The organism is Thalassobius sp. MITS945101, assembly GCF_047123305.1.
Classification (GTDB): domain Bacteria; phylum Pseudomonadota; class Alphaproteobacteria; order Rhodobacterales; family Rhodobacteraceae; genus Thalassobius.
Genome location: NZ_CP138918.1, coordinates 3,765,069 through 3,783,778 on the forward strand (window position 1 = coordinate 3,765,069; position 18,710 = coordinate 3,783,778).

At 60.6% G+C, this 18,710-nt stretch carries 19 protein-coding genes; 12 read left to right on the forward strand and 7 right to left on the reverse strand.

Going from position 1 to position 18,710, the window contains the following annotated elements; all coding sequences use genetic code 11:
* Nucleotides 1-1,056, forward strand: a complete 1,056-nt coding sequence (locus SIC14_RS18490; protein WP_412563380.1) for a glycosyltransferase family 2 protein — start codon at nt 1-3, stop codon at nt 1,054-1,056.
* Nucleotides 1,057-1,191: 135 nt separating this feature from the next.
* Here the strand turns inward: SIC14_RS18490 and SIC14_RS18495 are convergent, their stop codons facing one another.
* The 4 genes from SIC14_RS18495 to SIC14_RS18510 all read right to left on the reverse strand — a co-directional run bounded on the left by SIC14_RS18495 (nt 1,192) and on the right by SIC14_RS18510 (nt 5,868).
* Entirely contained in the window at nt 1,192-2,718 is a 1,527-nt protein-coding gene (locus tag SIC14_RS18495) for a replicative DNA helicase (protein ID WP_412563381.1), read from the reverse strand.
* Between the two features lie 300 nt (nt 2,719-3,018).
* Complete coding sequence (locus SIC14_RS18500) at nt 3,019-3,699, reverse strand: orotate phosphoribosyltransferase (protein WP_412563382.1); 681 nt, start codon at nt 3,697-3,699, stop codon at nt 3,019-3,021.
* 91 nt (nt 3,700-3,790) lie between these two features.
* The gene (gene pyrC, locus SIC14_RS18505; protein WP_412563383.1) at nt 3,791-4,831 is read right to left on the reverse strand and encodes a dihydroorotase; all 1,041 of its coding nucleotides are present in this window, start codon (nt 4,829-4,831) and stop codon (nt 3,791-3,793) included.
* A 50-nt stretch (nt 4,832-4,881) separates the two neighbouring features.
* A complete protein-coding gene (locus SIC14_RS18510) occupies nt 4,882-5,868 on the reverse strand; it encodes a phosphoadenosine phosphosulfate reductase (protein ID WP_412563384.1) in 987 nt (328 codons plus the stop codon).
* Nucleotides 5,869-6,109: 241 nt separating this feature from the next.
* Between SIC14_RS18510 and alr the strand changes: the two genes are divergently transcribed.
* The 5 genes from alr to SIC14_RS18535 all read left to right on the forward strand — a co-directional run bounded on the left by alr (nt 6,110) and on the right by SIC14_RS18535 (nt 9,663).
* A complete protein-coding gene (gene alr, locus SIC14_RS18515) occupies nt 6,110-7,153 on the forward strand; it encodes an alanine racemase (RefSeq protein WP_412563385.1) in 1,044 nt (347 codons plus the stop codon).
* A complete protein-coding gene (locus SIC14_RS18520) occupies nt 7,150-7,932 on the forward strand; it encodes an MlaE family ABC transporter permease (RefSeq protein WP_412563386.1) in 783 nt (260 codons plus the stop codon). The genes alr and SIC14_RS18520 overlap by 4 nt, the downstream gene beginning before the upstream one ends.
* Nucleotides 7,929-8,675, forward strand: coding sequence for an ABC transporter ATP-binding protein (locus SIC14_RS18525; protein ID WP_412563387.1), 747 nt, complete (start codon nt 7,929-7,931; stop codon nt 8,673-8,675). The genes SIC14_RS18520 and SIC14_RS18525 overlap by 4 nt, the downstream gene beginning before the upstream one ends.
* Before the next feature lie 83 nt (nt 8,676-8,758).
* Nucleotides 8,759-9,145 (forward strand): hypothetical protein, encoded by a 387-nt coding sequence (locus tag SIC14_RS18530; RefSeq protein ID WP_412563388.1) that lies wholly within the window; start codon nt 8,759-8,761, stop codon nt 9,143-9,145.
* Nucleotides 9,146-9,225: 80 nt separating this feature from the next.
* A complete protein-coding gene (locus SIC14_RS18535) occupies nt 9,226-9,663 on the forward strand; it encodes a paraquat-inducible protein A (protein ID WP_412563389.1) in 438 nt (145 codons plus the stop codon).
* Nucleotides 9,664-9,718: 55 nt separating this feature from the next.
* On the opposite strand, the gene SIC14_RS18540 is transcribed toward SIC14_RS18535, so the two are convergent.
* Entirely contained in the window at nt 9,719-11,125 is a 1,407-nt protein-coding gene (locus SIC14_RS18540; RefSeq protein WP_412563390.1) for an autotransporter outer membrane beta-barrel domain-containing protein, read from the reverse strand.
* Nucleotides 11,126-11,622: 497 nt separating this feature from the next.
* On the opposite strand from SIC14_RS18540, the gene radA reads away from it, so the two are divergent.
* Together radA and SIC14_RS18550 are read left to right on the forward strand one after the other, a co-directional pair.
* Entirely contained in the window at nt 11,623-12,990 is a 1,368-nt protein-coding gene (gene radA, locus SIC14_RS18545; protein ID WP_412563391.1) for a DNA repair protein RadA, read from the forward strand.
* 35 nt (nt 12,991-13,025) lie between these two features.
* A complete protein-coding gene (locus SIC14_RS18550; protein WP_412563392.1) occupies nt 13,026-13,580 on the forward strand; it encodes a CvpA family protein in 555 nt (184 codons plus the stop codon).
* 62 nt (nt 13,581-13,642) lie between these two features.
* Here SIC14_RS18550 and SIC14_RS18555 read toward each other — a convergent pair whose 3' ends face one another.
* Entirely contained in the window at nt 13,643-14,251 is a 609-nt protein-coding gene (locus tag SIC14_RS18555) for a TetR/AcrR family transcriptional regulator (protein WP_412563393.1), read from the reverse strand.
* Between the two features lie 107 nt (nt 14,252-14,358).
* Here SIC14_RS18555 and SIC14_RS18560 point away from each other — a divergent pair, with 107 nt between their 5' ends.
* Nucleotides 14,359-14,787: a DUF4345 family protein gene (locus tag SIC14_RS18560; protein ID WP_412563394.1), complete on the forward strand. Its 429-nt coding sequence runs from the start codon at nt 14,359-14,361 to the stop codon at nt 14,785-14,787.
* Here SIC14_RS18560 and SIC14_RS18565 read toward each other — a convergent pair.
* The gene (locus SIC14_RS18565) at nt 14,784-15,863 is read right to left on the reverse strand and encodes an agmatine/peptidylarginine deiminase (RefSeq protein ID WP_412563395.1); all 1,080 of its coding nucleotides are present in this window, start codon (nt 15,861-15,863) and stop codon (nt 14,784-14,786) included. The two genes, SIC14_RS18560 and SIC14_RS18565, sit on opposite strands and share 4 nt — an antisense overlap.
* Before the next feature lie 205 nt (nt 15,864-16,068).
* On the opposite strand from SIC14_RS18565, the gene purF reads away from it, so the two are divergent.
* From purF to SIC14_RS18580, 3 genes are all read left to right on the forward strand, one after another.
* Nucleotides 16,069-17,523, forward strand: coding sequence for an amidophosphoribosyltransferase (gene purF / locus SIC14_RS18570; protein WP_412565896.1), 1,455 nt, complete (start codon nt 16,069-16,071; stop codon nt 17,521-17,523).
* A gap of 190 nt (nt 17,524-17,713) precedes the next feature.
* Nucleotides 17,714-17,986, forward strand: coding sequence for a hypothetical protein (locus tag SIC14_RS18575; RefSeq protein WP_412563396.1), 273 nt, complete (start codon nt 17,714-17,716; stop codon nt 17,984-17,986).
* A gap of 130 nt (nt 17,987-18,116) precedes the next feature.
* Nucleotides 18,117-18,692: a DUF2199 domain-containing protein gene (locus SIC14_RS18580; RefSeq protein ID WP_412563397.1), complete on the forward strand. Its 576-nt coding sequence runs from the start codon at nt 18,117-18,119 to the stop codon at nt 18,690-18,692.
* Nucleotides 18,693-18,710 lie beyond the last annotated feature (18 nt).

Genomic DNA, 18,710 nt, shown 5'->3' on the forward strand with positions numbered 1-18,710 from the left:
ATGCGGTTTCTTGCGGTTCTGACTGTGCGGAATGAGGCGGCGTTCCTGCTGGAATGGCTGGCCCATCACCAGCGGGTTGGCTTCACCGATTTCCTTGTGTTTTCAAACAACTGTCAGGACGGCACCGATGCGATGCTGGACCGGTTGCAGGAGATGGGACAGCTGACCCATATCCGCAATGACGGCCCCTATGGCAAGGGCGGTATCCAGTTCACCGCCTATAAACAGGCAGAAAAACACCCGCTGATGGCAGCCGCCGACTGGGTGATGACGCTGGATGTGGACGAATTCGTCAATATTCGTGTCGGCGACCACACCCTCCCTGCCCTGCTGTCCGCCCTGCCCGAGGCCACGGCGATCCCGCTGACCTGGCGGCTGTTCGGCAATGGCGGCGAGGTGCGCTACCAGGATACACCGGTTACCCAGACCTTCTTTGGCGCGGCGCCGGTGGTGCTGCATTGGCCGTGGCGGGCGGCAATGTTCAAAACGCTCTACCGCAATGACGGCACCTATCGGAAGCTTGGCGTGCACCGCCCCCGCAGCCCGGATGAGGCGCGGCTGGACGAGGCCCGCTGGTTTGACGGCGAAGGCCGAGAGCTGCCGCCGCTGTTTGCCCGCAGCCGGATCTTTTCCAACTACGGCCAGTCCAACTACGCGTTGGCGCAGCTGAACCATTACCCACTGGGCGCCATGGAAAGCTATGTGCTGAAAGCCGACCGCGGCCGCGCTGTACATGACGGCGACGCGCTGGGGCTGGACTATTGGGTGGAGCGGAATTTCAACACCGAGAAAGACCACTCGGTGCAGGCCATCGCGCCTGAGGTGATGGGCCGGATCGACGCCCTGAAAGCTGACGACCAGCTGGCAGCCTTACATCAAGCGGCCGTCACTTGGCGACAGGAGCGGTTTGAAACGCTTTTGGCAGAGGAACCTTTCCGGGCGCTGTTTGGCCGGCTGTTGATGACGCCTCCAACCCAGCCAGTGCCAAAACAAGCGGCGCGTTTCCTCACCCATCACGCCAACAAAGCCCGCAAAACGGCGCGGCATGGGGACTGACCGCTAACCGAGGGTCATGGTTGCAGGCGCAGGACGCCTCCGGCGGGAGTATTTTTGGCAAGATGAAACGGGCGCGATGTGGCCAAAACAAAAGCCCCCGAAAATCGGGAGCTTTCTGGGGGGATCAGGGCCTGGTCAGTAGCCGTTGTCGTCGCCCTGTTGCCATTGTTTGACAAGGTTGCCGAAGCGGGTGAATTGCGCCTCAAACGACAGTTCCACCGTGCCGATGGGGCCGTGACGCTGCTTGCCGACAATCACCTCGGCCTTTGCATGCAGGCGCTCCATCGCCTCTTTCCACTCTTCCATCTTTTCCAACTCGTGATCGCCGGGCTTTTCACGTTCCTTGTAGTATTCCTCACGGAATACAAACATCACAACGTCCGCATCCTGTTCGATCGAGCCGGATTCCCGCAGGTCCGACAGCTGCGGGCGTTTATCGTCGCGGCTTTCCACGTTCCGCGACAGCTGTGACAGCGCAATCACCGGGATGTTCAGTTCCTTGGCGATAGCCTTCATGCCCATCGAAATCTCGGCAATCTCGTTCACCCGGTTTTCCGCCATGCCGCGGCAGAGCTGCAGGTAGTCGATCACCAGCAGGTCCAGACCATGGGTCCGCTTCAGGCGCCGCGCACGGGCGGCCAACTGGCTGATTGGGATGGCCGGCGTGTCATCGATGAACAGCGGGCAGGCCTCAAGATCCTTGGCCGCTTGTACAAAGCGGCGGAACTCTTCCTCGGTCATGTCACCCTGACGGATTTTATGCGAAGAAATCTCCGAGGCTTCCGCCAGAACACGGCCCGCCAGCTGCTCGGCGCTCATTTCAAGTGAGAAGAACCCCACAACGCCGCCGTCAATCGCCCCTTCGGTGCCGTCCTGTTTCAGCCCACGTTTATAGGCTTTGGCGACGTTGAAGGCGATGTTGGTGGCCAGCGAGGTTTTCCCCATCGAGGGACGCCCTGCCAGGATCAAAAGGTCCGACGGGTGCAGACCGCCCAGCTGTTTGTCGAGGTCAGCCAGACCGGTAGAGATCCCCGCCATGCCACCGCCGCGCTGATAGGCTTCGTTGGTGACATTTACCGCTTCAGTTACGGCTTTTAGGAAGGATTTGAACCCCGACTCGGTCTGGCCCTGCTCGGACAACTGGTAAAGCTGCTGTTCGGCTTCGACGATCTGTTCTTTCGGCTCAGAGGCCACATCCACCCGGCGCGCCTTTTCCGAGATATCCCCGCCAAGGCGGATCAGCTCGCGACGGATCGCCAGGTCATAGATCATCTGCGCGTAATCGCGCACCGCAAAAGCCGAGATGGACGCCCCCGCCAGCCGGACCAGATACGCCGGTCCCCCAAGCGCCTTGAGGCCCTCGTCTTCCTCAAGGAATGCTTTCAGCGTGACCGGCGTCGCCAATTGGTTTTTGGCGATGCGGGCGGCGGCCACCTCGTAGATGCGTTGATGCACCGGCTCGTAGAAATGCTGGGCGTTGATGACCGAGGCGATTTTGTCATAGACATCATTGTTGGTCAGGATCGCGCCCAGCAGCTGCTGCTCGGCCTCAATGGAATGCGGCATCGGATCCGAAGGCGCTGCCGCATCACTTGGCGCAGCAGGTTCGGGCATAGGCTCCGGATAATCCGGGCCGCCATTCATCGGTGCAATTTCATTCATTGTTTTCACTGTCCCCCAGTGTGGTGGGGTTTTACTCGAAGGGCCAAGCGTCGGGCAAATTGTATGTTTCTGGGGGTGCCCTTGTGGAGCATCTGTGGAAGACCTGTGGATAGGTCCCGCCCCCACATCATTTTGTCGCCGTCGCGTGGTTTCTGTCAATATCTGGTCCGCATGCAGCTCATTCAGACAACCCAGGCTGAAAAAGGCACGCCTGATGATCCAGAGGGATCGGCGTGCCTTTGCCTATTGGGTGGCCCAAACGGGACCGCTGTGCGACCGGTTTCAGCGGTCTGAGACAGATCAGTCTTTCTTGTTGGCTTCCTGCCAGGCGCGGGGATCGTTAAGGAAGGCCTCAACCTCACTCAGCGTTTCTTCGTCAAAGGCTTTCTGTGCCTTGGCTTCGGCCAGAACATCCCACCAGGTGCAGAGGTAGTGCAGTTCTACCCCATGATCGCCCAGACGTTTGGTGGTCTCAGGGAAGATGTCGTAGTAGAAAATCACCGCGGTGTGGCCACAGTCCGCACCGGTTTCACGGATCGCATCCACGAAAGACAGTTTCGAGCCGCCATCGGTGGTCATATCCTCAACCAACAGCACCCGCTGGCCTTCGGTCATCACCCCTTCGATGCGGGCGTTGCGGCCGTAGCCTTTGGGCTTTTTGCGCACATAGGTCATCGGCAACGCCATCCGTTCGGCGACCAAGGCGCCAAAGGGGATGCCTGCGGTTTCGCCACCGGCGATGTTGTCAAAGGCTTCAAAACCGGCGTTGCGCATCACGGTGACGGTCAGGAAATCCATCAGCGTGGTGCGGATGCGCGGGAAAGAGATCAGCTTGCGGCAGTCAACATAGCTGGGCGACGGCAGACCGGAGGCCAGCGTATAGGGCTCGCGCGCGTTGAAGTTTACCGCACCGATTTCCAGCAGCATACGGGCAGACAGGCGGGCGATTTCTTCTTTGGACGGGTAGGACGTTGGGATCATCTGGGGAACCTTTGGTCTGTTAGTGTCTGTTGGGGTGCCAGAGGCTGGCGTGCGGTGCCTCCGGCGGGAGTATTTCGGGACCGTTGAAAGGTCAGGCGACCTTCCAATGCACCGGGAAGCCGGGGTCGAACACGGTCACGGGGCCGTCTTGGGTGTCGATCTGCTGCGGAAAAGCGGTGGGCGCGTCGCCTTTGGTCAGGGTCAATGTGCCTTCGTTTACCGGCAGGCGGTAGAAGTTCGGGCCATTTTCGCTGGCGAACTTGGCGAGGTTTTCCAGCTTGCCTTCTTCCTCAAACACATGGGCGAGGAGCGGCATGGTGTTGGTGGCGGTGAAACAGCCGGCGCAGCCGCAGGGCTGCAGTTTATTGGCGTCAGTGTGCGGCGCAGAGTCGGTGCCAAGGAAGAAGCGCGCATCGCCCGAGGTCGCGGCGGCGCGCAGGGCGATCCGGTGCTCTTCGCGTTTGGCGACGGGCAGGCAGTAGTAATGCGGTTTGATCCCGCCAACCAGAATGTGGTTGCGGTTGATGATCAGGTGGTGCGTGGTGATCGTGGCACCCAGATCCTTATCCTGGCTACGCACGTAATCGGCCGCATTGGCGGTGGTGATATGTTCCATCACCACACGCAGGCCCGGGGTGGCCTTGCGGATTGGATCGAGCACGCGGTCGATAAACACGGCTTCTCGGTCAAAGATGTCGATATCGTGATCAGTGACTTCCCCGTGTGTGCAGAGAGGCAGGCCAATCTCGGCCATCTTTTCCAGCACCGGACGCACCTTGTCAAAATTGGTCACACCGGAGGAGGAGTTGGTGGTTGCCCCTGCAGGGTAAAGCTTCACCGCTTTGACCAGCCCGCTGGCATGTGCCGCGGCAACGTCTTCGGCATCGGTGTCTTCGGTCAGGTAGAGCGTCATCAGCGGTTCAAACGCCATGCCTTCGGGCAGGGCCGACAGAATGCGGTCGCGGTAGGCCGCTGCATCCGCACCTTTCACCACCGGCGGCACCAGATTGGGCATGATGATCGCACGGGCGAAATCGCGGGCAGTTTCGGGCAGGACGGCCTGCAACATCGCGCCATCGCGCAGATGCAGATGCCAGTCATCGGGGCGGGGAATAGTGATGGAGGTGCTCATGGCCCCGCGCTTACACAAATCCGGCCCGTTAGGCCAGAGTGCAAATGGGGCTAAACACTGGTCTCTGGCGGCTCTTCCGCGGCTTTGGCTGGCGGAATGGTGACCTTGCCTGCCTCGGCGGCAGCCTCCAGCGCTTCCAGTCGGCGGCGAATGCGCGGGGCGCTCATCCGCGACAGCACATTGCGGCAAATCATGGCCGTCATCCACGGACGTTCCGCCTGATCCATCCGCGCCACAAGCGAACGCAGGTAGGGTGCGTGATTGCGGCGCGCACGGTAGAGATCGGCAAATTGCGCCTCGGAAAACTGCCCTTCGCCAACGGCCTGCAGCAGCGGGAACAGGATCTCCATGGTCATGAGCTGCGATTGCAGCGCGTCACCCATATTTGCCATGCGCAGTTTGGTCACATTGGGTCGAGTGAACAGCGCAGCGTGCATGGCGTCCAGATCCTCACGCGGATCGTAAAGCACAAAAGCCTCATTGGCAGCGTCGAGCATATCGGGCGCATACCCGAAGCGGTCGGTGAAAGAGTAGCGGCGCATTTCGGGAAACCGCGGATCCCATTCGGTGACCCGTGGATCCAGTGTCGCCTGCGGCTGGATCGCCACCACTTTGGCACCGGGGGCAGACACCGAATAGGCCGCCGCCGCATAGCCACAGGGGCCGGCGCCGTAGAAAACGACTTGCTCAAACTCCTCAAAGAAGCCGTCATCAATCATCTGATCGAAGAATTCATAGACGCTGGCATGGCGGAACCAGGTGTCACCGTCGCTGATTACCGCCAGATGGGACCAGCCAAGGGTGCGGGAGAACTCCCAGCCCAATGGCTGCGCATCTTCGGACAGGGCCTGAATGCCCTGCACCGTTTCAAAGGTCACCAAGAGCGTCGCACCATCATCGACAAAGCCCGCCATATGGTGGCTGCCCAGCGCCTGATAGAACCCTGTGCTTTCGGTGATCAGCCGGAACCGTTTGTTCCACTGGCCTTTCTTCAGCCCGTTCAACGGGGTTTCCAATGCGTTCGGAGCGTCAAGCATCCTCAAAGTCCTCGTTCGTCTTTTGGCAATCCGGTCTTTGCTGGGCTGTCTCCCTGCAGAGTCACGGGTGGCTTTTGAGGTAAATTCGCCTGAGATTAAGGCAGCAATGCGGAGAAAGCGGGGGCATTGCGGGACAATTGACACCTCAACAAGGGCGATTTGGCCACGCAGCGCTTCCTTGTTGCGGGGCAAACGCGGCTTTCGCCTTGACCCGCCCTGCCCCGCTGCCCAAAACAGCCACATGAGTGTTTCGACCCTATCCATTGATCTCGACGCGCTGGCCGCCAACTGGCGGGCGCTGGACGCAAAATCTGAGGCTGCCGTTGAAACCGCTGCGGTGGTGAAGGCTGACGGCTATGGCCTTGGCTCGGGCAAGGTTGCCTCCGGCCTTGCTAAGGCAGGTGCACGCCGGTTCTTTGTCGCCGCCGCAGAGGAAGCGATTGCCGTGCGGCAGGCGCTGGGAGAAGGGCCAGAAATTTGCGTCTTTTCAGGACATTGCGACGGAGACACTGATCTGATCCGCGATCTGAATCTGGTGCCGATGCTGAACTCCGCCGACCAGTTGCTCCGCCATCGTGAAGCGCTGCCGGAAGCCGCTTATGGCGTGCAACTGGACAGCGGTATGAACCGGTTGGGCATGGAGCCGGCGGAATGGTCTGAGCTGCGCGAAAATGCTGAGGCCGGTGACCTGCGGCTGGTGATGTCGCATCTTGCCTGCGCCGACGAGCCGGACCATGCCATGAATGGACAGCAGCTCAGCTGTTTTAAGGATATGACTACAGGTGTTACCGCGCCACGGGCTTTGGCCGCGACGGGCGGGATTTTGCTGGGGCCAGACTATCACTTCGACCTCGTGCGCCCGGGTGTGGGGCTGTACGGCGGCTTGCCGTTTGAAGGCGCCCGCCCCGTGGTAACAGTTGCCTTGCCCGTTATTCAGGTGCGCACGGTCCAGACCGGTGAAAGCGTAGGCTATGGCAACGCCTGGGTGGCAGAACGTCCCAGCCGGGTGGCGACGGTGGCCGCAGGGTATGCGGATGGGTTGCACCGTGTGATGGGGCCAAAAACACAGGTCTTTGCCGATGGCGTGGCCTGTTCCGTTATCGGCCGTGTCTCAATGGATCTGATCACCGTGGATGTCACGGACCTGCCACAGGATCCCGCGGCGTTAGAGATCCTGAATGCAGCGCAAACCGTGGATGATCTGGCCGACAACGCTGGCACCATCGGCTATGAAATCCTGACCTCACTGGGGCGTCGCTATGCGCGGCGGTATCTGGGCGGATGATCCTGATCCGTCCCCTCGGCGCATTGGGTGCGCAGATCCTGTCGATGCTGGCGATGATCGGGCAATTGGCCCTTTTTGCGCTGGAAACCCTCAGCCACCTGTTCCGTCCGCCGTTTTATGGCCGCGAGTTTGCCCAGGCGCTGGTGCAGATCGGCTGGCTGAGTCTTCCGGTCGTAGGCATGACCACCCTGTTCACCGGCGGTGCCTTGGCGCTGCAGATCTACGCGGGCGGCGCCCGTTTTTCGGCCGAGGCCGTGGTGCCCTCGATCGTGGCGATTGGCATGGTCCGGGAACTCGGCCCCGTTCTGGGGGGCTTGATGGTGGCCGCCCGTGTCGCCAGTTCCATCGCGGCCGAGATCGGCACCATGAAAGTGACCGAGCAGATCGACGCATTGGTCACGCTGTCGACCCATCCGATGAAATACCTCACCCTGCCCCGTGTACTGGCCGCCACGCTGGCGGTGCCCTGTCTGGTGGCTGTCGGCGATGTGATTGGCATCATGGGCGGATATCTGGTTGGCGTCAGCCGGCTGGATTTCAACGCCGCCGCCTATCTAAAGAACACCGTTGATTTTCTCGAGGTCTTTGACGTGACCTCGGGCCTGATCAAAGGTGCGGTCTTCGGGTTTATCGTGGCCACTGTGGGCTGTTTCTACGGCATGAACTCGGGCCGCGGGGCGCAGGGCGTTGGCGCCGCCACCAAATCGGCGGTTGTCGCCGCCTCCGTCCTGATCTTCGCTGCCAACTACATTCTGACAGAGTTGTTCTTTTCCGCATGATCAAGCTGACCAACGTCCATAAGTCCTTTGGCCCTAAGAAAGTGCTGCAGGGGGTGAACCTGACGATCCCAAAAGGGTCCTCGATGGTCATCATCGGCGGTTCAGGCACCGGGAAGTCGGTGTTGCTGAAATCGGTGCTGGGGCTGGTCAGCCCGGACAGCGGATCGATCACCCTGGACGACCAAGAGGTTGGCACTGGCGACCGCGATGCCTTTCTGGCGCGGTTTGGCATGCTGTTTCAGGGGGGCGCCCTGTTTGACAGCCTTCCGGTCTGGCAAAACGTCGCCTTCCGGCTGATGCGTGGGGCATTGAAACGGCCCAAAGCCGAGGCGCGGGAGATCGCAATTGAGAAACTGCGCCGTGTCGGGTTGAAACCGGATGTGGCGGATCTGTTCCCCTCGGAACTGTCGGGCGGGATGCAGAAACGGGTTGGTCTGGCCCGCGCGATTGCTGCTGAGCCCGAAATCATCTTTTTTGATGAACCCACAACGGGGCTGGACCCAATTATGTCCGGCGTCATCAACGATCTGATCCGTGAGATCGTGGTCGAGATGGGCGCCACCGCCATGACGATCACCCATGATATGACCTCAGTCCGGGCGATTGCCGATGAGGTTGCCATGCTGCACGACGGGGTGATCCAGTGGACTGGTCCAGTGGCGCAGATGGATACCTCGGGGGATCCCTATCTGGAGCAGTTCATCCACGGCCGCGCCGAAGGCCCCATTGAGGCGGTGCGCTGACGGTTAAACACTGACGGCTTGCACCCGGATCAAACAGGGTGCAGTCTGTTGTAGACCGACGTTAAGGCAGCTAAGGCGCTGATATGAAAACCACTCCGCTAATTGCGCCGTTTCTGGCGGATGCCCCACCTCTTCTGGTGTTTTTGCTGACTCTTTCGGTTTTGATCCTACCCATTCTGGCTGTCGTGGCCGCCTTGATGCGGTTGCGCGAACCCGACGGGCCCAAGTCGGCCTGGTCCTGCGTGATGGCCGCGGTTTTGCTGTTCCTGACATGGCTTGTTCCGCCCAACTGGCTGGACACGATCGAGCTGCGGCAACTGCGCGATTTCGCTGCCATTGGGCTTTATGCTTGGGTGCTGTTCGACTGGTTCCGCAGCGGACGCGATCACGGCTGGGCCCCGGCGGATGTGGTGGTCATTCTGGCGATTATCTGGATGGTGGGGCTGGCCGGCTGGGGCCTCAGCTACTAGGCCGCACGCGACCTGACCTTGCAGTGCAGCGCCCTGCCCCTTAGGTCTTGGACAACTTATTTGCCGAAGGCCATTCTTCAATGCTGCGCTACGCCAACCTTGCCCTTTTGGTCCTGTTTCCTATCGCCTGGTTTGCCCCCTTGCTGCGCGCCGGTCTGTTGCCGCTGTTTGGCCTAAGCGAGATCAGCGTCATTTCTGGCCTGCAGAGCCTTTGGGGCAGCGATGTGTTTCTTGCCCTTCTGGTCACCTTCTTTGCGCTTTTCGCCCCCTATGTGAAAACTCTTGGGCTGGCCTTGGTCCAGTTTGATCTGCTGGACCGTAAAGTGCTGCCGGTGCTGACCGTGCTGGGGAAATTGGCGATGGCCGATATCTTCCTGATTGCGCTTTACATTGTGCTGGCCAAGGGCGTCGGTGTTGGCACGGTGGAGGTGGCATGGGGGCTCTACCTGTTCACCGCTTGCATTCTGACCTCCCTGGGGATCAGCCTGCTGTCGAAACGCGGGGCTCACCCGGTGTAAGGCATGCAAAACGCCGCCCTAAAAGGACGGCGTTCTCAAGTCTTACACCGGAAAGTCAGAACCGTTTGGCGATCTCAAAATGCGCCGAGGCTTCGCGGTTGCTTTGCCCCAATCCGCCAAGGCTGACCCCGGCATCGATGCTGAGGCCGTTGTTCAGATCCGCCAGAAACCCGATGGAGGCGCGTCCTGCCCAGCCGGTCTGGTCAAACGCACCTGAGGTAAGTGCAACAGCCGCATCCGTGTCGGTATGTTCAGCCATCAGCCCAAAGGTCACCTCACCGTCCCCCAGGCTTTTGCGCAGCTCTGCGCCCAGCCCAAAGCGGGTGAAGTCAACAACGTCCCCCACGCCCGACCCCGCAAGGGTGCCCGAGGTGGTGTCCAACTCGATCCGACCTTTGGTCAGGCTGGCCATCGGGCTCAGCACTTGACCACCTTCCAGCGCGATGTCCTTGCCCACCTCAACAAAACCTGCACGCAACTTGCCTGTTGCCGTGGCCGAGCCGCCCAAATGGGTGATGGTGTCATAATCGGTTTTACCCAGCGACAGCCCCGCGGTGCCGTGCCAGCCATCTTTGCGCCAACCCAGATAGGGCTGCACGGTGACCTGCGTGCCGGAGAAACTGAAATCCGTCGCGCTGGCGCTGAGGTTGGCCCGCCCCAGTGCCAGACCAGCCAGGAGGTTCTGACCCACTTCGACGTCGGCCCCAACCTGCAGCATCGGGCTGGTGAAACTGCGCCCATTGCCGGTGGACTGAAAACCGCTGGCACGCATCCAGACGTGGGTTGCGCCCATCATCTGGCTGAGACCTTCGTCAGTCGCCATTGTATTGGTCGCGTCACGGCTGGCAAAGCTGGCGTTCACCGCGTCGCGCGTGTTGGTGCGGGTGATCAGCATGGTGCCCAGCCCGGTTTGCACCATCAAGGCGCCGGTCTGTTCCAGCTGTTCCACAATCGACGGTCCCCAGCCGAGGATCGCGCCAAACAGATCAAAATCGATGTCATAGGTCATCACACAGCTGAGGCAGTATTGAGACCCGACCATCAGGCGATACTCGCCCCCATCTTCGACAAGGCCCTGAAAAAAAGTCCCACCCGTCAGGCCTGCGGTGATGCCCAAGGTCTCGGGATGAGCAATGAATTCATTAAAATTTAGCGTCGATAGCTCTGGTCCATCTGCTGTCGACAGCCACAGTACCGCGATACCACCCGCATCGCCTGCCCCTACAAAGGAGGTGATCACCCTTGTCAGCGTTACGGCAAACTCGGCCGCATTGGTTATAGTGATCTGAAATTCGCGGTATCCAGCTGGCGCATTGTCGCCGCCTTGATATTCAGTGATCGGCCCGTTGTCGCCAGAACTGTCCCCCGTCACGTTCAGCGAAAGCCCGACAGATTGCGCCTGACCCGGGCTGGCCGTCGCCAGCGCGGATGCCAAAGCGATCGGCAAAATTGTGTATTTCATTGTCCCCTCACAAAGTCACTTCAAGTATTTCAAACACGCCGTGTGTCGCGCGTGCGTTGGTCATAAAATTGGGCTGCACTGGCAAACCACTTGGCAAGAGGACATCTCCTTCTGCCACGTTCGGAAACACTATTCTCCGCATATTTTTTGCGCTCCGTAGGCCACGGGATCGCAGCCGTCGGAACGCAATCATATAAAACTCGTGAACCAAACTTCAGTCGTTCTCGCGGCGGCGTCTTCCCCAACCGCCATCCCACTTCCCTATCCGGCCACTTTTGCGGCTTCGTCGGATCGCGAGAGCCTCTGTGTGTGCCCTTTCCCCAACTGACCAATTCCAATTTGCCACCAAGGGGGAAAAACCACCAAATCCATTCTGGAACCAAAAAATCGATTTCATCTTTCTGTCGCCGTTTTGCCGCAGTCCTTTCAGTGAAGCGCCTGAAATGAGGGCGCATTCCCTGTTTGACCCCCTCGCTTTGCTGAGGCATCAACGGCACATGGCAAAGCAAAGCAAAACCTTCAGCTGTTCCGCCTGCGGCAGCACTTTCACCAAATGGTCCGGTCGTTGCGACGGCTGTGGCGAATGGAACTCGATTGTGGAGGACACGCCGCTGTCGGCGGGTCCCGCGTCTAAATCTTTGGGGGGCAAACGGGGGGCTGCGCTGGAATTGACGGACCTCTCCACCGAAGAGGCGCCACCGCCACGGACCTGCAGCGGATTGGACGAATTGGACCGTGTGCTAGGCGGCGGTCTGGTGCCCGCCAGCGCCATTCTGGTTGGGGGGGATCCCGGCATCGGCAAATCCACCCTGTTGCTGCAAGCCGCCGCACGGTTTGCGCAGGCCGGCCTGAAAACCGTCTACGTCAGCGGCGAAGAAGCCTCGGCGCAGGTGCGGATGCGGGCCCAGCGGCTGGGGCTGTCAGATGCTCCGGTGAAACTGGCGGCTGAAACCAACCTGCGCGACATTCTGACCACGCTGGAGGCTGAGATGCCGCAACTGGCTATCATCGACTCGATCCAGACCATGTGGGCTGACAATGTTGACAGCGCTCCGGGATCCGTCAGTCAGGTCCGCGCCGCCGCCCATGAGCTGACCACCTTTGCCAAACGCAAAGGCATTTCCATCGTCATGGTCGGCCATGTCACCAAAGAGGGTCAGATCGCCGGTCCCCGTGTGGTCGAACATATGGTCGACACCGTGCTCTACTTCGAAGGTGAGCGCGGCCACCAGTTCCGCATCCTGCGCGCGGTGAAGAACCGTTTTGGCCCCGCAGATGAGATCGGCGTTTTTGAAATGACCGGTGGAGGCCTGTCCGAGGTGCTGAACCCCTCGGCGCTGTTTCTGTCTGAACGCGGCGAACCGTCGCCCGGATCGGTCGTGTTTTCCGGCATTGAAGGCACCCGGCCGGTTCTGGTCGAGTTTCAGGCCCTGATCGCCCCTTCCCCCCATGCGCAGGCGCGCCGGTCGGTGGTGGGTTGGGATTCTTCCCGTCTGGCGATGATCCTTGCCGTGCTGGAGGCGCGCTGCGGCATTCCCTTTGCTGGCCTTGATGTCTACCTCAACGTGGCCGGTGGTCTGAAAGTCAAAGAACCCGCCGCAGATCTCGCCGTTGCAGCTGCGCTTCTGTCCGCACGTGAAGACGCAGCCTTGCCCGCCGATACGGTGGTTTTCGGTGAAATCTCGCTGTCAGGAGCGCTTCGACCGGTGGGTCAGGGAGAAAACAGGTTGAAAGAAGCGCAAAAACTTGGTTTCACCTCTGCCATCGTCCCTTCTGGTGGCAAAGTCACCGGGGGCGACGGTCTGAGCCTGCGCAGCTACGGCGATCTGACCGAATTTGTGGGTGATATTTTCGGCGCTGGCTGAGGCGTCTCATAGGGAACAGGGATAAGAAACGTACCATGGACGGTTTCACCATCATCGACGGCGTTGTGGCCATCGTCATCATTCTTTCGGCGCTTCTGGCCTATTCACGTGGCTTGGTGCGGGAAACGCTTGCCATCCTAGGCTGGGTTCTGGCCGCCATCCTCGCTTTTATGTTTGCACCCACCGTGCAGCCGCTGGTCAAGGAAATCCCGGTTGTTGGATCCTTCATCGCTGACAGCTGTGAACTGTCGATGCTGGGCGCGGCCTTTGTGGTTGCGACCGTGGTGTTGATCCTTGCCTCTCTGTTTACACCGCTGTTTTCGTCGCTGGTGCAGCGTTCGATCCTGGGCGGATTGGACCAAGGTCTTGGCTTCCTGTTCGGTGTGCTGCGCGGCGTGCTGCTGGTGGCCATCACCTTCTTCGTTTACCAGACCGTGGCCGTTGGCCAGAATGTCGAGATGGTCGACAACAGCCGCTCGGCCAAGATCTTTGCCCGCATGACCGGTCAGATCGAAGAGCAGGACCCGTCGGCAAGCCTTGGCTGGATCACTTCGAAATACGAAGATCTGGTTGGCAGCTGCGAACAGTAATCGCCGCGGCCTCTAAGATTTCAAACGGCGTCCCGCGGGGCGCCGTTTTTCTTTGCGCTCCGCTAGCGCAGTACCAGATCGACGTATTGATCCGCCAGCGCCACTCCGGCCGTCCATGGGTAATCCGCCAGGGTGTTATGCGCCATCGCCGCGCCGATCAGACCGGCAAGGAAGGCATCCAGCCGCGGCTGCATCTCTGCCCCCTCGGGCACCGCAGCGGCAACCAGATCGGTAAACAGCTGAAACTGCGCCTGCGTTTCAGGCCGGTTCAAGAAACATCCGACATCATTGCGGCTGACGTCATCGGACATAAAGACCAGACGGAAATGATCAGGTGCGTCGAGCCAGAACTGTAAAAACACCTGTCCCGCCCGTCTGAGTCGCACCTCCGCCCCCGACAGAGCCGCAATCTCCTGTCCGATCTGGCCAAAAAGATCTTCCAGCACATCGGCCCAGAGATATTGCAGAATGTCGATCTTGCCGTCGAAATGCGCGTAGATCGTCATCGGACAACAGCCCGCCTCCTGCGCCAGACGCCGCATTGATACCGAGGCACATCCTTCTTGGTGGAACAGCCGCAGGGCCACCGCCGCAATCTGTTTGCGGGTTTGGGCAACGCTGGCCGCACTGCGTTTGGGACGTCCGGCCTGTCGTTTCTGCGGCGTTTCCATCTGCATCCTCGCTCTGCATCACTATTTTTTAGAACACGGTACACAAAACTCTTGAACGGGGCCATGCAAATAATATTGTAACGCGTACCAATTTAAAGGAATCGCCCATGCCCCGCCTCTACCGCCTGCAACAGGTCCTGCTTGTCCTGATCGGTGCCGCGATCAGTTTCCTTGGCCTCGATTTTGCGCTGGGGGGCATTCACACGCTGGGCTGGCTGGTGACCCCGGACTATGTCACGGCAACGGATCCCAGCACCTTTGTGACACAGGACAACCATGTGCGGTTTCTGGGTGGGGTCTTTGTGGCCGTGGGCTTGGGTATTGTGATTGGCGGGCTGTGGCTAAGCACTCTGCGCCAATCCGTGATCACCCTCAGCCTGCTGGTCGCCTGCGCCGGCCTGTTCCGGCTCAGCGCAATGGCGGGCGCGTTGAGCGCGCCTGTGCTGCCCTCGCTGCTGCTGGAACTGCTGGCCTTCCCAGTGCTTGCTTTCTGGCTCTGGCGCAGCGGCACGGCTTTGGATCAAGCGGCAGATTAACCCGCTGGCAATTCATGGGTGGCGCAGTGGATGCCGCCACCCAATTCCCCCAAAGGATCCACGTTCAGCATCACCACATCGCGGTCCGGATAATGCCGCCGCAACGCGGCCTCGGCGGCGGCGTCTGTTGCACGGTCCCCAAATTCAGCCGCCATCACCGCCCCATTGCACACATAATAGTTTGCATAAGACGCCACAAAATCGAGTGACTTGACCCGGCGCACATTGGGTTCCGAGATCACATCAAGCGCCACACCGGCGGCAGCCAGAATATCATGTGTCTCAATGGCAGAGACATGGAAGGGATCTTCAAAATCTGGCGCTTCCGGCAGGTTGATCAGCCCGCGCCCCGCACCGGTGAACCGCATCAGGCTGTCGATGTGGTAGTCGGTGATATCTTGCCCCTTCACCCCTGGCGCCCAGATCATCCGTTCCGCGCCATAGGCCGCCAGCAACGCCGCCTCGATCTCTTCGCGGCGCATCCCCGGATTACGGTTGTCGATCACCCAAGAGCTCTCATGCGCGGTGAGCAAACCGTGGCCGTCCTGCTCCACCCCGCCGGCCTCGCCTTTCAAACCGGTGGGCAGCAGGGGCAGCCCCAGACGATCCGCCACCCGTTCAGCCACACGCCCGTCACGTTTATGGCGCTGTTTGCGGCCCCAGCCATTGAATTGGATATGCTGGATCACCCGGCCGCCCTGCCCGTCCACGGCACAGATCGGGCCGCTGTCGCGGCACCACAGATCCTCTGTCGGGATGTCCCATAGGGTGACCTTGTCCGACAACATCCGCCGCGCCCGCCCGTGATCCGCGGCAGAGGCCAGCATCACCACCGGTTCAAATTCGGCAATGGCGTTTGCGATTGATGCAATGGTCTGTTGGGCCTGTTCCAGAAACCAGCGGTCCCCATAAACGCTCAGCGCCACCGGAAACTGCATGAAGGTCAGCTCATGCGGCACCTCTTCTGCCGGCACATACCAATCTGCCGTTGTTGCCGCGCCACCACCGGCGATCCCACTGGCCATCCCGCCAGCCACCCCTGCCCCTGTGAGGGCCATCATCTGTCGCCTGTTCATATGCACCTCCCGATTTTCCGCAGTATAGCAGGCCCCACTCGGGGCGTCTCGCGCAACCCTCGGCGGTCCCTTCTGCAGCGTGTCCGCGCCAAAGCTGCCCTACGACAAAAACTTTTGTGATCCTTTGATGACAGCCGCGCCCGCAAGTCCTATACGGGGGCCAACTGCCAGCGAACGGATTCGGAGCATCCCCTTGTCCAAGCCTATGCCCCTCGCCCACCCCTTTGATGACGACAAGCTAAAGGAGGAGTGCGGTGTGTTCGGCGTCGTCGGCGTTGCTGATGCCGCAAACTTCGTGGCCCTCGGCCTGCACGCTTTGCAACACCGCGGCCAAGAAGCCGGCGGCATCGTTGCCCATGACCCCGAAGACGGGTTCAACAGCGCCCGCCGTTTCGGCTATGTGCGCGACAACTTCACCAGCCAGTCGCTGATGAAAACCCTGCCGGGTCCACTGGCCATTGGCCATGTGCGCTATTCCACTGCCGGATCCAAAGGGGCTGCCATCCGTGATGTGCAGCCTTTTTTTGGCGAGTTCTCGATGGGCGGCGCAGCGATTGCCCACAACGGCAACATCACCAATGCTGACGCCCTGCGCAAAGAGCTGATCGAGCGCGGTTCGATCTTTCAGTCCTCCAGCGACAGTGAATGCATCATCCACCTGATGGCGCGCTCCCTGCAGCGCAACATCCCCGAGCGGATGGAAGACGCGCTGCGCCGTGTTGAAGGCGCCTTCTCGGTGGTGGCCATGACTCGCACCAAGCTGATCGGCGTGCGCGACCCATTGGGCGTGCGCCCGCTGGTGCTGGGCAAGGTCGGTGACGGCTGGGCGCTGAGCTCGGAAACCTGTGCCCTCGACATCATCGGTGCCGAATTTGTCCGTGAGATCGCGCCGGGCGAAATGGTTGTCATCACTGCCGAGGGCGGTGTGGAAAGCCACTTCCCCTTCCGCAAACAGGCCTCGAAGTTCTGCATCTTCGAACATGTCTACTTCTCGCGCCCCGACAGCATCATCGGCGGCCGCTCGGTCTATGAAACCCGCCGTCAAATCGGTGTGGAACTGGCCCGTGAAGCCCCGGTGGAGGCAGATCTGGTCTGCCCGGTGCCCGACAGCGGCACCCCGGCGGCGATCGGTTTTGCCCACGAAAGCGGCATCCCCTTTGGTCTGGGCATCACCCGCAACCAATATATGGGCCGCACCTTCATTGAGCCGACCGAGCAGATCCGCAACATGGGTGTGCGCCTGAAGCTCAACGTGAACCGCGCCCTGATCAAAGGCAAACGGGTCATTCTGGTCGACGACTCGGTGGTGCGTGGCACCACCTCGCGCAAGATCAAGGAAATGATCCTCGATGCCGGCGCCGCCGAGGTGCATTTCCGCATCGCCTCACCGCCCACCGCCTGGCCCTGTTTCTACGGTGTCGACACGCCGCAACGCGAGAAACTGCTGGCCGCAACCATGAGCGAAGAAGAGATGCGCAAGCACCTTTCGGTCGACAGTCTGAAATTCATCACGCTCGATGGTCTCTATCGCGCTGTGGGGGAGGCCGACGGCCGCTCAAAATCCTGCCCGCAATATTGCGACGCCTGTTTCAGCGGCGAATATCCGGTGGTGCCCAGCGATATGATCGAAAAGGGTTTCCAACTGAAAGCCGCGGAATAAGCGCAATTGTCAGAAAATGCAGTGGACGGCGGCCCCTCTCGGCCGCCGTTTTTCGTTGTCCCATAAGCACTTCGTTAATCAGCTAGGTCTAGACAGGACGCACGGCACGGAACTTGCCAATCCCTGCTGACGTGCCGCGCCGTTTTTCGCGGTGTTGTACCTATGTTGATGTGACCGGAGTGCCAGTTTGATGTTTGCCCGCGGCCCACAGCCGATCAATGCCGCCACGGATCGTGCCGCCACCGAACGCGACGCGCTGCCGCTCAGCTATAGCAGCCTGCTTGGCACCGTGCTGACCCCAGAGGGTCCCCATGCGCTGGTGCATCTCAGCGGCGGACGGATCGACCGTGTGACCAAAGGGGACATGATCGACGGCGCCACGATAACGGCCATCGAACGTGGCACGCTGACCCTGCAACGCGGCAGCGACATCCGCCGGATGACTCTACCGACTACCACCTGACCCGCCGTTTTCTTCTTGGGGCAAATATCCCCGCCGGAGGCTCCCACGTTTCCACCCTGGACGCGCTTCCGGCTTGCAGCGCCCAGCCCCCCCACTTACCCTGCGCCAAACAGTTGCAAAGGGAAGCCGCATGGCCCTGCTAGACCTCGACGCGCGCTGGCGCCGTTTCAATGACCCCGACCGCGCCTGCCCCTGCTGCGGCCAGCGGTTCTCGGGGGTTTTCGACATTGGATTTGACCATCCAACCCCCTGGGCGCATGAACCCCGTGAAGACCAGCCTTTTGTCAAACAGGGCGACGATCAGCTGACCGCGGATCTGTGCCGCGCAGGCGACCAGCGGTTTGTGCGTGTGGTGATGAGCTTCCCGGTGCAGGGCGCCGAGGACGAGGTTATGCATATTACCCCCTGGGCCGAACTGGGGCCTGAGGCCTTTTATGCCTATCTGGAAACCTTTGACGGCGGCGACGCGCCGGCAGTGGATGATGCACCTGCAGCCCTTGCCAACCAATTGCCCGGGTTTGAAGATGAAACAGAAGATGCGCTGCCGATCCTGTTGCATTTCCCCGGTCCCGATGCTCGCCCAATCGCCCTGGCGCAGGGCGGCAAACTGGCCGAAGCACAGGAAAACGGGGTCAGCTTTGACCAGCTCCTTGATATCTACGCCGCCTTTGGTCAGGACATCCGCCCGCATCTGCAGCAGGATTGACCCCGCCCCTGTCACAGC